Origin of the sequence: Microcystis sp. M_QC_C_20170808_M9Col (assembly GCF_007095495.1) — a bacterium.
Classification (GTDB): Bacteria; Cyanobacteriota; Cyanobacteriia; order Cyanobacteriales; family Microcystaceae; genus Microcystis; species Microcystis aeruginosa.
Genome location: NZ_SFBZ01000201.1, coordinates 1 through 14,449, shown reverse-complemented (window position 1 = coordinate 14,449; position 14,449 = coordinate 1). Strand labels below are relative to the sequence as shown.

Sequence of the window (14,449 nt, the reverse complement as noted above, 5' to 3'; positions counted from 1 at the left end):
ATTTATTATGAAACTGGCAAGACAACTATTACCAATCCCAGATTAATAGTAGAAGTCCTCTCAAAATCAACTCAAAATTATGACCAGGGTGATAAATTTCTCTATTATCGTTCGCTGCCGGAATTTCAAGAATATATTCTCATTAGTCAAAGTCGTCCATATATCATGCAGTATAACAAAACTCAAGAAAATAAATGGTTATTAACGGAATACGAGGGCGAAAATGCCAGTTTATCTTTAACTTCTGTCAATTTTGCTCTCAGTTTTCAGGAAATTTACGAAGGAGTTACTTTTAATATAATTAATAAACCTCTTGCATAATTAATTTTTCAGGGTTCAAAAACGGCAAAAATAAGGATTAAATAGCATAAAGTCTGTAAATAGACCATTTAACTGATTATTATTCATTCTTAATTCTCCTGACTCCTGACTACTGGCTACTGACTCCTAACCCCACCAACAAACTTTTTCAGCAAACCCTATTTAACGATTTGCGTTGAATTTGAGTTTTTTTGCCAGTATTCTCGCCAAGGAAGTCCAGAAATCTATCTCTATAGGCTCAATTTCGCCGCTAAAGCGATCGCTACCGGGAAAATGCGATGTTCTTGCACTTGAATGCGTTCGTGGAGACTAGCGGCGGTATCATCCGGGAGAATGGGAACCACTGCTTGCATTAAAATTGGGCCGCTATCTACCTCCGCGCGAGCGATATGCACAGTACATCCGGTCACTTTTACCCCCGCAGCTAAAGCTTGTTCCACGGCACGCACACCCTTAAAACTGGGTAGTAAACTAGGATGGATATTGATCACGCGATCGGGAAAAGCATCTAGTAAAACCGGGGTGACAATTCGCATCCAGCCGGCCATAATTACCCATTTTACGCCGTATTCTTGGAAAGTTTCTACTATTGCCCGATCGAGTTCTTCTCTGGGTTTAAATTGACGATGATCGAGGAAAACCGCGGGGATATTGTAGTCATCGGCTCTTTCTTTTACCTTGGCATCGGGATTATTGTAGATGAGGACAGGAATTCGGGCATTTAGCTGTTTTTTAGCGATCGCTTCTGCCAAAACCGCAAAATTGGAACCACTACCAGAAGCCATCACTCCTAAGGAGAGGGTTTCCTCTAGGGGAATATCGGCCAAACTAAGATCGGGAGAAATTAAACTTGGGGAAATTGTCATCATATTTTATAAGCGAGTTCGAGTGCATTGCAAAAGCTGTTGAGGCGATTCAGCAAAGCATTATAGTAAGAATAAGCATCATCCCGTTCCTCTTGGAGATAGGCATACAAGGTTAGCTCTGGCTCTGCAGCTAGGTGATTTTTGGGGATATCGAAACCGACTTCGGTTAGGCGCGTCGCTGCGATCGCAACTAGCAACGCCCCAATGGTATTAGACTCACCATTGTGAAGATCCCTCAGTCCGGGTAAGATGATCTCGGCCCCTGGCAACTCATTGAGATTCATGATTGTTTCTCCTCTGGTGGACATTGAAAACGTTCAATGAAGTTCTCGACTCTGCTTCTCAGCAAATCAGGGTTAAGGGAGGGTGAATCGAAAAAATCCCCATACCCCTATCTACCCTATCCCCGTTGTTTCAAACCGGTTTCAATAGCGGCAATGACTGTTTCTATGACTTTAACGCGGGCGAAATACTTATCATTTGCCGCTACAATCGTCCAGGGGGCGACGGGGGTGCTAGTACGGGCTACCATGTGATTAACTGCCACATGGTAGAGGGGCTGTTTTTCCCGATTGCGCCAATCTTCATCGGTGAGTTTATGTTGACGATAGGGGTTATTTTGGCGCTCGTTGAAGCGATTTAACTGTTCTTCGGGGCTAATATGTAACCAGAATTTGACTAAAACACAGCCTGAATGGGTTAATTGGGCCTCAAATTCGTTAATTTCTTGATATGCCCGTCGCCAATCCATATCTTTAGCGAATCCTTCCACTCTCTCCACCAAAATCCGTCCATACCAACTGCGATCAAATATACCGATAGTTTTGGCTGCGGGCAATTTCCGCCAGAAGCGCCAGAGATAATGATAGCGATGTTCTTCCTCCGTCGGGGCAGCAAAGGCAATCACTTGATAACTGCGAGGATCTAGGGTATCGGTTAAGCGTTTGATCGCCCCTCCCTTACCGGCGGCATCCCACCCTTCAAAGAGGACTAAAACGGGAATATTTGCCTGAAAAATCTCTAATTGCAGTTTTCTTAATTCCACCTGTGCCTGACGCAAACGGATTTTATAGTCTTCTTTTTCCAATTTGGCACTTAAGTCCACTCTCCCTAGATAATCGGGTTCCGTGGGCAGTAATTGCGCTTGGGGTGGTAGATTGGCAGGGGGTTCGATCGGTAATTGGCGCTGATCCAAAGCTTGAGCGATCGTACCGACTAATTGGGAGAGAACTTTTACCCGGGCCCAACGTTGACAGTTGCCCTCCACCAATGTCCAAGGGGCGGCCCCCGTGCTAGTGTAGGTAATCATTTCCTCGGCTAAACTGGCATACTCATCATAACGTTTGGCCTGTTGCCAATCTTCCGGACGCACGCGCCAAGATTCTAGTTCATTTTCGGCGTATTCTTTGATGCGTGACTTTAATTCCTTTTGACTGAGGTGAATCCAGAATTTAGCGATTGCCACCCGATCATCAGATAATTGTCGCTCAAAGGTGTTGATATCGCGCATGACTAGGGGAATCTGGGAGGAGGGCAATTTGTTTAAGAGTCGATCCTCTAGTAGATGGGTGTACCAACTGTGATAAAAAATGCCGATACTGCCTTTTGCTGGCAGTTTTTGCCAAAATCGCCACAAAAACGGGTAACTTTCCTCTTGGGGGGAAGGGGTTAAAATTGGATGGACGGTAAAACCGCGAGGATCCATATAGTTAACCATTTTTTTGACTAAAGTTCCTTTCCCTGCCGCCGCCCAACCTTCCAAAACCACCACCACGGGTAATTTACATTCCCAACAGGACTTCTGTAGCGATCGCAGTTGTTCCATTAAATCTTTAATTTGTGATTGATAAGTTTCTTTGTCAAGGGAAAGAGATAGATCGAGGGGACTTAACATGATGGTCAACTAAGTAGGTAGGTGTTAAAAATTGTCAGATCCCCCCGCCTATCGGCACCCCCCTTATTAAGGGGGGCAGGGGGGATCAAAGACAAAATCTATCTTCAATTTAATTATAACCACTTACTTAAAAGCAAAATTAGGGTATAAAGTTATAGACAAGTCAATCTCAAATAGGTATGATCGCGTGTCTCAAGTTAAACCTACCATTCTCGTTACTGGCGGTGCGGGTTATATTGGTTCCCATGCAGTTCTAGCGCTCAAAAATGCCGGTTATTCCGTCATCGTACTCGATAATTTATCCTACGGTCACGCCGAAATCATTAAGGATATATTAAAAGTTGAGTTAATTGTCGGTGATACTAGGGATCGATCGCTGCTAGATAATTTATTTGCTAGTCGTGACATTGCCGCCGTCATGCACTTTGCCGCTTTTATTGCCGTGGGGGAATCGGTACAAGAACCGGCTATTTACTATCAAAATAATGTTAGTGGTAGTCTGACTCTTTTGCAAGCGATGATCGCCGCCGATGTGAAGAAATTTGTTTTTTCTTCTACCTGTGCTATTTATGGAATGCCGAAAGAAATTCCGATGACGGAAAATCATCCCCATCATCCCCTCAGTCCCTACGCTGCCAGTAAGGAAATGGTGGAACAAATTCTTCGGGATTTTGATCGGGCCTACGGTTTAAAATCGGTGGCTTTCCGTTATTTTAATGCATCAGGAGCCGATCCCAGTGGTTTATTAGGGGAAGATCACCAACCGGAAACCCATTTAATTCCCCTAGCTTTATTAACTGCCCTGAAAAAACGGGATTCCCTGTCAGTTTTCGGCACGGATTATGATACTCCCGATGGCACTGCTGTTCGCGATTATATCCATGTCAATGATTTAGCCCAAGCTCACGTTTTAGGCTTAGAATATCTCTTAAATGGGGGCGAAAGTAATGTGTTTAATTTGGGCAATGGTAACGGTTTTTCTGTGCGTGAAGTGATTGAAACAGCGCAAGCAGTAACTGGTTTAGATATTCCCGTCATCGAAAGTCCCAGAAGGGCAGGCGATGCCCCTATTTTAATCGGCAGTAGCGATAAAGCCAAACAGGTTCTCGGTTGGCATCCCCAATATGCCGATCTCAAGGTAATAGTTGAACACGCCTGGAATTGGCATCAAAAAAGACACGCTTAACAGCGATCGAGTGCTAAACTTTAATCTTATAAGATTGAACAGTTCTAAGTAAGTGGTTTCAATTAAATTGAAGATAGATTTTGTCTTTGATCCCCCCTGCCCCCCTTGATAAGGGGGGTGCCGATAGGCGGGGGGATCCCCCTTGATAAGGGGGGTGCCGATAGGCGGGGGGATCCCCCTTGATAAGGGGGGTGCCGATAGGCGGGGGGATCCCCCTTGATAAGGGGGGTATCTGACAATTTTGAACACCCACCTACTTATCAGTCGATAACAGTAAAAAACTGCTAGAGGCTGATAGTTTACCGCTATAAGCTTCCCTAGAATCCTCTCGAATACAATGCTATGAATAACAAAATAATCTTAACATTTATAGGCTTGACTTTTTTAGCAAGTTGTGCTGATAGTAAACAGTTTCAATGTCAAAAAATCTATCGGATTGCCAACGAAGTGGCCCAAGAAACCAAATCCTTAACCAACGGTCAAGGGAGAGAAATTGACCAAAAAAGTTGGCTATTAGCCGCCGATAAAATCGAACAGGCCGCAGAAAATATGAAAAAATTAGAAGTGAAGGATACCGAACTAGATAAATATAAGACCGCTTTCGCTCAAGTTTACGAAGATTATGCCACTGCCACCCGTGAAATAATTCAAGTTATCGAAACTCGCAATAAAAACGGGGCAAAATTAGCACAGGAAAAGGTAAGAAAAGCGGGACAATTAGAAAAAGAAACTGGCGAAGCTTTTAATACCTATTGTCAAGCACAGTAAAGCAGTTATCAGTTAGAAGGTATTGGGGTTTTGGGGTATTAGTTAAAATTTCCCCATTTCCCCATTTCCCTATCTCCCCATCACCTCACTTCTGTACTTTAGGGTTTAATTGCGTACAAAGTGCCGACATTTTTACTGCGAGGCATCCTGGAAAAGATGATAAAACCGAATTCTTGCAGATGCTTAACTAAAGCATCGGGGCCATTTTTATGCCATTCCATCATGATAATTTTCATCTGTCCCAATTGACCAGTTGCCGCTAAAGAATCGAGGATTTCGTATTCGGAACCTTCACAATCAATCTTGGCAACTATATCGATGTCGGGATAATCAGAGGTAATACCTTTAAACACATCGGTGAAAGGTTTAAGAATTAAATCGGCTCTAGCTGTTTGTTTCGAGGCAAAAGGTTTTAATTGGTTGTCAATACCAGAAATACCAACACTACCTTTCACGGTGTAATCGTATTCGACTTGAATAATTTCATCCCGAGCGCCGACTCCATAATCAAAAGCTTTAATCTTCTCCGCTAGATTAGGATTGAGGGCAAAATTTCTTAAAGCTTGGTCGTAGGTAGCCTTAAAAGGTTCGTAACTATAGACAGCTTTCACATTAGCTCGATTGGCAAAAAAGAGACTAGCAAAACCTGTATTCATACCAATATCGATCGCTACACAGGGCTTGTCATAGAGGAAATTATATACACCTAAAAGGAAAATTTCATGGGCGATATCTAAATCCTGTCCCGTCTCGATAATTAGCTTAACTCCATCGATCTCGATAATTAATTCCTGTTGCTCATCGATATAAAATTTACAATCAGCCAGAGCTTTTAGTGCGTTAGCTTTGTTAAAAACTTTGCTAGCCAAGAGGAAATCCTGCTTATTTTTGCTTAAACTGATCCCTAAAGGTTTATAAAAAAGTTGACCAGATTTAGCATCATATGCCACATAATTAGGACTAATATGATGCTCTGCCAACTGACTAGACCAATATTGATCGGCAATATGGGGATAAGTCTTAAATTGTCGATAGCGTTTATGTGCATCTAACAGTTTTTGATAAAGCATTGCTTGTCTAGCCTCGATTTTTTAGGATGGATGAAGGTAATTTTATGGACAAGTCTGACAAAGTTTGATAAGCTTGTCAAGAAAATCCCTCGTCTCTGAGCATCAGAAGGCAGGAAACCCATCTCAAACAAGGTAACACAGACCATCAGGAGTTAACAGGCCTTGAACTACTCTGATTTTATATTTTGGTGGATATTAATCCTTTTTAGCGTTCCTTTCCTAACGGCGCGCTACCTGGCGAAGTCCTTCAATCTCTGGCGAGGTGTTTTTGATGGAGTCGGATTGGCGGCGCTGTCCCTAATCCTGTTTTATTACGCCAGTCGCACCAGTTTCCTCGTTTTCATCGTCTCCCTAGCCTTTAACTACATTATGGTCTGGCTAGTGCTAAAAATGAGCGGCTGGAAAGCGAATCTCCTAGCCACTATTGTTATCGTCATCGATATTCTCGTCCTGGCCTACTTCAAGTATTTCGGCTTTTTTGTGCAGGAAATCATCGGATTATTCGTTTCTCTCCCCCCTAACTGGAAGGAACTTTCCCCAATTCCCGTGCCTAGCCAAATACCGCCGGGGGTATCCTTCTATACCTTCCAGATGGTGGCTTTCGTGGTGGACTCCCTACGGGAAAAGAAAAAGAAACCCCTAGCCGTCCTCGATTATGTCAATTTTATCTCCTTTTTCCCGCAAATTGTCGCAGGTCCGATCGAGCGTCGCCGGGATTTATTACCACAAATGGAGGGATTTCGCCTCAAATTTACAGGAGAAAACTTCGAGAAGGGTTTGCGTTGGCTTTCCCTCGGTTTATTTATGAAATTTGTCCTCGCCGATAACATTGCGCCCTACATCAAATTAGATAAGATGATCGACAATGCTTGGTATATCTGGTTTGAGGCCTTTTTATTCACCCTAAGAATCTATTTTGACTTCGGCGGTTATAGCTTTATTGCTGTTGGTTTAGCCTATTTTGTCGGGGTTAGATTAGAATTAAACTTTTTAGCACCCTATACATCCCAAAGTATTAACGAATTTTGGCGACGTTGGCATATTACCCTTAGCACCTGGTTTCGGGATTATGTGTTTTTACCCCTGATGGGTTCCAATAAAAATTGGGCACCTTTTTATCTATTCATTACCTTTACTCTTTCAGGTTTTTGGCACGGAGCGGCCTGGAATTTCATCTTTTGGGGTGCTTACCACGGGGCATTATTATTATTACTGCGTTATCTGGGCCGACCTTTCTATGCTTTCGTCGGGAAATACGTTTCTCAGCCGCAAATTGTCTCCTGGGCTTTAACGCAATTGGCGGTCATTTTTGGTTGTCTCTTTTTCATGGAGATTAACACCAGAAGATTAATCGGCAAAGTGCTAGTTATTGCCAATCCTTTCAATTATTCCTTAGCTAATATCGCTGAGATTTTTAGTTTCTACAGTCTTAATCAAGGAGCAGTTTTAAGCGTTGCTTTAGTTCTTGGTATCATTGTTTTAATCCTTGAACATCTGGCTATTGCCCAGAAAAAATTTGAATATGAACTATTGTTATCTCCTTGGCTGTCTAAAATATTGCTAGGTTTAACTATTCTCCTAGCTTCCACTAATACCGGTGACTTTATTTACTTTGAATTCTGATGAACACTAAATCCTTTAACCTTTTCCCCTGGTTAGCCTCTCTGGGAGTCGCTTGGTCTCTCGGCTTTGTTTATAATGTCATCTACGGCGGCGAATTAAGCTGGTTGCGGATGATGTACGAGAAAAAATCAGCGATCGCTGCTAGGATCGAAGGACCGCGGCGTTTAATCGTCACGGCGGGATCGGGGGCGCATTATAGCATAAATTCGGAATTAATGGCCAAAGAATTGGGAATGCCCGTGGTTAACTTCGGTTTACAGGGGGATATCGGGTTAAATGTCATTGCCGCTATGATTCTCGAAAAAGCGCGCCAAGGAGACGTAATTCTGCTGATTCCTGAATATCTCATGCTCATGGATGAGGACGGTTTTAATCGCGGCGAAGGACTTTGGGGTTCTGCACCTTTTAGCGTCGCTATTGGCCAACCCGGGTTAGGTGGGATACCTTTAAAAACCATGATCGAGGACACTTGGTTATTAGGTATTCCGGGGATGAGTGCAGTCACTAAATCGATGGTTGATTTATTCACCAAAGGCAGAATGACGGGTTATCTTTCCGATCCGATTACTGACAGAGGCGATCCGACTATAGTTAAGAAAAGAAGGGCGAAATGGCGGCAAATTACCTTTGATACTCCTGCCTCTGCTCACTCGATTAAAGCTATTGAAAAGCTCAAGAAAGATTTAGAAGCAAAAGGGGCGAATTTAGTGGTTTCTTTGCCCTGGGTTTATGCTAAAAATGATAGTAAAACCATTGCTAATATTCGCAAATCGGCTGAAGAATTAAGTCGGGTTGTGCCAACAATTTATGACCCAAAAGACTTGAATATTAAGACCGATTATACTATTTTTGCTGACACTCACTATCATCTTTTGCCCCCGGGGAGAATTATTCGTTCAGAACAATTGGTTTCGGAACTGAAACCCATCTTAAACACAACTGAGAATAAAAATCCATGAATAAACCTATAACTAAGATTTGCATTCTGGGGGGGGGTTTTGGAGGGTTATACACGGCACTCGCTCTGAGTCGATTAACAGTAGTAAAATCGGGTCAATGGCAAATAACTTTAGTCGAACCGAAAGACCATTTTCTCTTTACTCCCCTTCTCTATGAACTAATTACAGGAGAATTGCAACGCTGGGAAATTGCCCCCTCCTACCGTCAATTATTAATAGGAACTCAGGTTAATTTAAAATCTCAAAAAGCCAGTAATATTGACTTAAACAATCATCGAGTATATTTAGAAAATGAGGAAGTTATAGATTATGATTACCTCGTTTTAGCGGTGGGAGTGCGGAATCGTTGGCCGGCTATACCAGGGTTAGCCGATTATGGGCTGACTTTTCGGAGTTTAGAGGATGTGGAAAGATTACAAACGGCAATTCATGAATTAGAAACTCAAGGAAAATCCTCAATTAATTTAGCAATTATTGGCGGCGGTCCCAATGGGGTAGAATTAGCCTGTAAGGTAGCTGATCGCTTAGGAAAAAAAGGCCAAGTTCATCTAGTGGAAAAGAACGAGGAAATACTGCAAAACTTCCCTAAATCGGTGCGTATTGCTTCCTATCGTTCCCTTTTAGCCAAGAATGTTAGTCTCTATTTAAACACAGGATTAAAGGAAGTTGCAGCTAATTCCATAACCGTATTTAAAGATAATAAAAATGAAGTTATCCCCATTGATTTATTATTGTGGACAGCAGGAACCCAAGCACAGGATTGGATCAATAATTTAGATTGTCAGAAAACAACACAAGGCAAATTATTAACCCGTTCCAGTTTACAATTAATCGACTATCCCGAAGTTTTTGCCCTTGGGGATCTAGCCGAAATTTATCCTAATAAACAGGTAATTCCTGCCACAGCACAGGCAGCCTATCAAGCAGCCAGTGTAGTAGCCAAAAATATCTCGGCAGTGATTAGAAAAAAATCGCTCAAACCCTATTATTATCTCCATTTAGGTGATATGTTAACCCTGGGTAAACAATCAGCCCTTGTCTCCAGTTTTGGCATTAATATTACTGGTAGATTAGCCGATATAATGCGTCGATTTGTCTATATACTGCGTTTACCCAGCAAACGCCATCAGTTGAAAGTGTTTCGACATTGGGCGAAAAAAATTCTTCTCCGACTCCGTTATTCACAGGTGTTATCTAAGCAACCGATTGAATCAAAAAATACTCGTTAAATAGCTAAAGAAAATTGATTTAGTCAATTTTTAACTCAGCTAATTTAGTTTATATAAATAGGCTTCGGGAGTTTCTAAAACAAGATTAGCTTTCTGCTCTAGCGGTGGATTTTTAGTTAGGGAAAAAATGGGAAATAGATCATTCATTTCCAAGTCCATTTCAAACTTAGATCGCAATATATAGTCACCAGTCTGACAGCTATTGACAACCTGTAAGTCTCTCTTAGTTATATGATTATCAATATAGTCGTATTGATTATTTATTTTTCTTTTGCCTTTCTTAGCTGGATAACAAATATTTGATCCGGGGGGAATCTGATTAAAAATGTCTATAGTATCAGAAACAGATGTTAGTCTTTCTGTACTATATTTACTAGATATATAGCGTTGATCGAAGTAGAGATTTGTAGCGATAGAATAACCAATTAATCCAATTAAAATAAGACCGAAAAATCTTGGCCATTTTTTATTAAAATTTAAGTAAGCTAAACTGATAATTCCCATCAACATTGGCGCAAACCAAATTAATATTTTACGATGAGAGAAAAAGTATTCTTCTTGGTAATTGGAAGCGGCATACATAAAAATTAGCCAAGTTAGTGTAAGAACCGATAATATAGTTTTATTACCTTGAAACCTCCTAAGAGTAAAGTATAACGAAATCACCAAAAAAACCGCTGACAAAAATAAATTAAACCATAGCCAATCCTTCGAGAGAAAATACACTTGATTACCAAGAAAAATAAACTCCCAGATAGCTTTCAATAAGCGAGCTAATAGATTAGCACTTTGAGTTGTTGTCTCGTCTGAACCTCTAATCGTATTGACTATTGCTCTAGTGTTGTTAAAATTACGAGCGATTTCCACTTTCCAATAGTGTAGTAGAGCAATATTAGAGGAAAAAATCGCTAAAAAAGGTAAAAGACACTTGCGAAAATTTTTCCTATTTTTATAGACAAACCACAGAGAAGTAAGAAGACACACTACTGGAAGAACAAACATTGTAGTAGAATGTAAACTCACCGATATAGCCAAAACTATGCCATAAACTATCCAAGAAATTGCTTGATAATATAAAGGTTTCTTGGTTTCTAACTGAAATTTATATAGAAGTACAAAAATTATTAGAAAAAACGGCATTGGACTAGGATTCCAAGAAAAATTACTAATAAAATAGTCAGCATAAACCGTACTATACCAAAATCCTGCCAGACTTGCTAGAAGAATTCGCTTAGAAAATTCCACATTTTCCAAAAGTTGGTAAACAAGATAAATTAGGAGCGGAATGGCCAAAAAAGAAAATAAACCATTAGCCAAAACTAAAAAAGAGGGATTGGAACCAAGAATAGTAAATGGGAAGATCAAATAGAAGTAAAGAGGAGGAATAGTAAAGGGATATTTTCCTCCAGAGCCAGCCATACCTAAAGCGGGTATTTTTCCCTGCCACATATTGATTACAGTATTGCCAATTAGTATCTGGTCGGGGTCGGGTCCGATATCAAAGGTAACGTATTCAAAAGCAGTGATAATTCTCGTAAAAAATGCGAAGGCAATGGCTAAGATTATCAAAACCACTGCTGTTAACTGCATTCTATCTTTGGGTCTGAAGTTAATTAAGTTTTGCATTGATTGATATAATTTACGAATGACGGTTTGAGATTATAAAACTTTAACTCTATTATAGCGCTTTTCACGTTACTGAGGTATCGATAAGCGATAAGTTTTACCAACAAGGGGATTAAGCCCCTTGCCCACACCTCATTCTGATGAAAACTGCTATATACAAGAAAACAAGGCTGAAACAACAGTTTAAGACTATTAGATATCTCCAAAAATTATAACCCAGTCACAGCTTGCTTTTATGTTCTGTACTAGCGAGATAGTCGATGGCTGAAATGTATATCTATCGTTGCTAATTCAATTTCACTGAAAAAATATGGGGCAATTAAAATTATTTTTATTTGGGGTTAAGTCTCTTGAATAGAAAGACTTTTAGTCTTGAGATAATATTAGGTCGAGGTCTATTGAATAGGGGAAATTAACCAATAATTAATAACTGGTTGGGGTGCGTTAATTTAAGCATCAACACACCCTAACTTTGTATTAATGCAAGAAATGACGAATGCCTGTTAAGACCATAATTAAACCTAACTCATTAGCGGCATTAATCGAATCCTGATCTTTTAAAGAACCTCCCGGTTGAACAATTGCCTCGATACCAAACTGGGCTGCCGTGCGAATAGAATCATCAAAGGGGAAAAAACCATCACTAGCTAAATAGCCACCTTTGGCCGCTTCCCCTGCTTGTTCAAGGGCAATTTTCGTCGAACCAACGCGATTCATTTGCCCCGCACCAACGCCTAAAGTAGTTTGATTTTTTGTCACCACAATAGCGTTAGATTTAACGTGCTTAGATACTTTCCAAGCAAACAGTAATTCCGCTAATTGTGCGGCAGTGGGTTGTTTTTCTGTCACCACGCGCCACTCATCCGGAGTTTCCACCACGTCATCGGCCGCTTGTACTAGAAAACCGCCGGCGATAACTTTTACTGTTTGTTTTTCTCCCGTGCTTAAATCCGGCAGCAATAAAATCCGCACTTTTGACTTTTTAGCAAGGATATCCCGGGCTTCGGGGCTACAATCGGGGGCAACCACGCATTCTAGGAAGGTTTTCGTTAATTCTTTAGCGGTTGCTTCGTCTATGGCTTGATTTAGGGCAACAATACCCCCAAAAGCCGAGATAGCATCGGCGTTAAAAGCTTTAGTATAAGCTTCCACTAAACTACCACCGATCGCCACCCCACAGGGATTAGTGTGTTTCAAGATAGCGGCAGCCGGTTCTTCACTGCCGAATTCGGCGATTAAACGGCGGGCTGCTTCTAAATCGACTAAATTGTTATAACTTAGTTCTTTTCCCTGTAATAAGGTCGCTTTTCCCCAACCTTGAGCCATTGTACCGCTGCCGTACCAAGTGGCACTTTGGTGGGGATTTTCGCCGTAACGCAGGGTTTGCAGGGCATTTCCCGCCAAATTAAAGCGAGTCGTTTCCCCGTTTAAGCTGGCGAAATAGGCAGCGATCGCACCATCGTAGGCATTGGTTAAAGCGAAGGTTTCCCCCGCCATTTTTTGACGGAATTCCAGGGAGATTTCGCCGTTATTTTGCCGTAATTGGCTTAAATACTGCTCGTAATACTTCGGGTTACTGATGACAGTCAAATGGGCGAAATTTTTAGCTGAGGCGCGTAACATCGCCGGACCACCGATATCGATTTGTTCGATCGCCTGAGCGGTGGTGACATCAGGATTAGCGATCGTCTGTTCAAAGGGATAGAGATTAACCACCACCAAATCAAAAGGACGAATTTGATTAGCCTCCATTTCCGCTAAATCTGACTGCCAATCCCGTCTAGCCAAAATACCGCCATGGATGCGAGGATGGAGAGTTTTCACCCTTCCGCCCAAGATTTCAGGAGATCCTGTATATTCTCCCACTTTAATCACGGGAATCCCCGCCGATTGCAGTGTTTTGGCGGTTCCTCCACTGCTAATAATTTCAAAATCAAATTCTTCTGTTAGCTGACGGGCAAAGTCAACTATTCCGGTTTTGTCAGTGACGCTGATCAGCGCTAAACGTCCCATAGTAGTGATCTATAAGCAACAATCTCAGTATATCCCAGCCCTAACCCGTTAAAAATAAAAAAAAGTAGGTTAGTAAATAATCAGCTGCTTCTATATTTTCGTCTCTCAAATATCAACTTATGCCAAGGCAATTTTTCAAGTCCTCCTTGAAAGATTTAGTCTGACTTGTTAAAAAATACAGGATTTTTCAGGGTAACGAATTCGATCGAGATTAGTGAAAACCTCTTGGCAACCGTCATCGCCAAATGTTCTCAGATTACCATCATCTAGGAGAGTAGCCACTTCTGGTAAACTGGTACCACTGGTACTTAGTTCGAGGTTATCTCAAAATAATCTGGAGGACGAGCTTTTCCCTCATGTCTGACGTTTATCTAATTGGTGGCCCCAATGGTTCCGGGAAAACCACCGTCGCTAAAAAAATTTTACCCAACTTTTTAGGCGTTATCGAGTACGTTAACGCCGATGAAATTGCCGCCGGACTCTCACCTTTTAATCCTGAGTCGGTTGCTATCCAAGCAGGACGGTTGATGTTAGAAAGGCTGGTAACACTGAAGTGCCAAGGAATAGATTTTGCCTTTGAAAGCACCCTGGCAGCCCGACATTTTGCCCGTTTTTTGAGAGACTGTCGCAGTTCTGGCTATAGGCTCAATCTTATTTATTTTTGGCTACAAAGTCCAGAATTAGCTTTAGAGAGAGTTCACAGAAGGGTAGCCAGTGGCGGTCATAATATTCCTGAAGATGTGGTTCGTCGTCGTTATGAGCGGGGACGCATTAACCTCATCGGAAATTTTGGGTCTGAAACCCCGCCGTTCTAGGTTGGCTTTACGTTAGAATTAAAAGGCCAGTCTCGAAAACCAAGTGGACGGCGCAGCACCTTGAAAACTCGGCTTAGGG

12 protein-coding genes and 1 pseudogene are annotated in these 14,449 nt (G+C 41.6%); 7 read left to right on the top strand and 6 right to left on the bottom strand.

The window, feature by feature from the left end:
• A partial coding sequence (locus EWV68_RS11905; protein WP_287169895.1) for a Uma2 family endonuclease occupies positions 1-321 on the top strand: 321 nt, incomplete at its 5' end.
• A gap of 230 nt (positions 322-551) precedes the next feature.
• Here EWV68_RS11905 and purN read toward each other — a convergent pair.
• From purN to pap, 3 genes are all read right to left on the bottom strand, one after another.
• Positions 552-1,190, bottom strand: a complete 639-nt coding sequence (gene purN / locus EWV68_RS11900) for a phosphoribosylglycinamide formyltransferase (protein WP_287169894.1) — start codon at positions 1,188-1,190, stop codon at positions 552-554.
• On the bottom strand, positions 1,187-1,471 hold the full coding sequence (locus EWV68_RS11895) for a hypothetical protein (RefSeq protein WP_002795695.1): 285 nt from the start codon (positions 1,469-1,471) through the stop codon (positions 1,187-1,189). Before EWV68_RS11895 ends, purN begins: the two co-directional genes overlap by 4 nt.
• Before the next feature lie 116 nt (positions 1,472-1,587).
• Positions 1,588-3,081 carry a polyphosphate:AMP phosphotransferase gene (pap, locus tag EWV68_RS11890; protein WP_061431438.1) on the bottom strand — a complete coding sequence of 498 codons (1,494 nt, stop codon included), beginning with the start codon at positions 3,079-3,081 and terminating at the stop codon, positions 1,588-1,590.
• A gap of 187 nt (positions 3,082-3,268) precedes the next feature.
• Between pap and galE the strand changes: the two genes are divergently transcribed.
• Together galE and EWV68_RS11880 are read left to right on the top strand one after the other, a co-directional pair.
• Complete coding sequence (gene galE / locus EWV68_RS11885; RefSeq protein WP_061431439.1) at positions 3,269-4,267, top strand: UDP-glucose 4-epimerase GalE; 999 nt, start codon at positions 3,269-3,271, stop codon at positions 4,265-4,267.
• Positions 4,268-4,609: 342 nt separating this feature from the next.
• Entirely contained in the window at positions 4,610-5,035 is a 426-nt protein-coding gene (locus tag EWV68_RS11880; protein WP_287169893.1) for a hypothetical protein, read from the top strand.
• Positions 5,036-5,133: 98 nt separating this feature from the next.
• Here EWV68_RS11880 and EWV68_RS11875 read toward each other — a convergent pair whose 3' ends face one another.
• Positions 5,134-6,105 carry an FkbM family methyltransferase gene (locus EWV68_RS11875; protein WP_061431441.1) on the bottom strand — a complete coding sequence of 324 codons (972 nt, stop codon included), beginning with the start codon at positions 6,103-6,105 and terminating at the stop codon, positions 5,134-5,136.
• A gap of 162 nt (positions 6,106-6,267) precedes the next feature.
• On the opposite strand from EWV68_RS11875, the gene EWV68_RS11870 reads away from it, so the two are divergent.
• The 3 genes from EWV68_RS11870 to EWV68_RS11860 are packed head-to-tail and all read left to right on the top strand — an operon-like array spanning position 6,268 to position 9,916.
• A complete protein-coding gene (locus tag EWV68_RS11870; RefSeq protein ID WP_061431442.1) occupies positions 6,268-7,728 on the top strand; it encodes an MBOAT family O-acyltransferase in 1,461 nt (486 codons plus the stop codon).
• Positions 7,728-8,687 carry a hypothetical protein gene (locus tag EWV68_RS11865; RefSeq protein ID WP_061431443.1) on the top strand — a complete coding sequence of 320 codons (960 nt, stop codon included), beginning with the start codon at positions 7,728-7,730 and terminating at the stop codon, positions 8,685-8,687. The genes EWV68_RS11870 and EWV68_RS11865 overlap by 1 nt, the downstream gene beginning before the upstream one ends.
• Positions 8,684-9,916, top strand: a complete 1,233-nt coding sequence (locus tag EWV68_RS11860) for an NAD(P)/FAD-dependent oxidoreductase (protein WP_287169892.1) — start codon at positions 8,684-8,686, stop codon at positions 9,914-9,916. The genes EWV68_RS11865 and EWV68_RS11860 overlap by 4 nt, the downstream gene beginning before the upstream one ends.
• Positions 9,917-9,955: 39 nt before the next feature.
• Here the strand turns inward: EWV68_RS11860 and EWV68_RS11855 are convergent, their stop codons facing one another.
• Both EWV68_RS11855 and purH read right to left on the bottom strand, forming a co-directional pair.
• Positions 9,956-11,542, bottom strand: a complete 1,587-nt coding sequence (locus tag EWV68_RS11855) for a glycosyltransferase family protein (protein WP_125731225.1) — start codon at positions 11,540-11,542, stop codon at positions 9,956-9,958.
• Between the two features lie 477 nt (positions 11,543-12,019).
• Positions 12,020-13,555, bottom strand: coding sequence for a bifunctional phosphoribosylaminoimidazolecarboxamide formyltransferase/IMP cyclohydrolase (purH, locus tag EWV68_RS11850; RefSeq protein WP_287169891.1), 1,536 nt, complete (start codon positions 13,553-13,555; stop codon positions 12,020-12,022).
• Between the two features lie 356 nt (positions 13,556-13,911).
• Between purH and EWV68_RS11845 the strand changes: the two are divergent.
• Positions 13,912-14,337: pseudogene (locus EWV68_RS11845) on the top strand (ATPase); the annotation flags it as partial.
• Positions 14,338-14,449 lie beyond the last annotated feature (112 nt).

Coding starts and splice junctions, on each gene's coding strand:
- EWV68_RS11860 (WP_287169892.1), top strand. CDS start 8,684: ATGAATAAACCTATAACTAAGATTTGCATTCTGGGGGGGGGTTTTGGA.
- EWV68_RS11865 (WP_061431443.1), top strand. CDS start 7,728: ATGAACACTAAATCCTTTAACCTTTTCCCCTGGTTAGCCTCTCTGGGA.
- EWV68_RS11895 (WP_002795695.1), bottom strand. CDS start 1,471: ATGAATCTCAATGAGTTGCCAGGGGCCGAGATCATCTTACCCGGACTG.
- EWV68_RS11880 (WP_287169893.1), top strand. CDS start 4,610: ATGAATAACAAAATAATCTTAACATTTATAGGCTTGACTTTTTTAGCA.
- purH (WP_287169891.1), bottom strand. CDS start 13,555: ATGGGACGTTTAGCGCTGATCAGCGTCACTGACAAAACCGGAATAGTT.
- pap (WP_061431438.1), bottom strand. CDS start 3,081: ATGTTAAGTCCCCTCGATCTATCTCTTTCCCTTGACAAAGAAACTTAT.
- EWV68_RS11855 (WP_125731225.1), bottom strand. CDS start 11,542: ATGCAAAACTTAATTAACTTCAGACCCAAAGATAGAATGCAGTTAACA.
- purN (WP_287169894.1), bottom strand. CDS start 1,190: ATGATGACAATTTCCCCAAGTTTAATTTCTCCCGATCTTAGTTTGGCC.
- EWV68_RS11875 (WP_061431441.1), bottom strand. CDS start 6,105: ATGCTTTATCAAAAACTGTTAGATGCACATAAACGCTATCGACAATTT.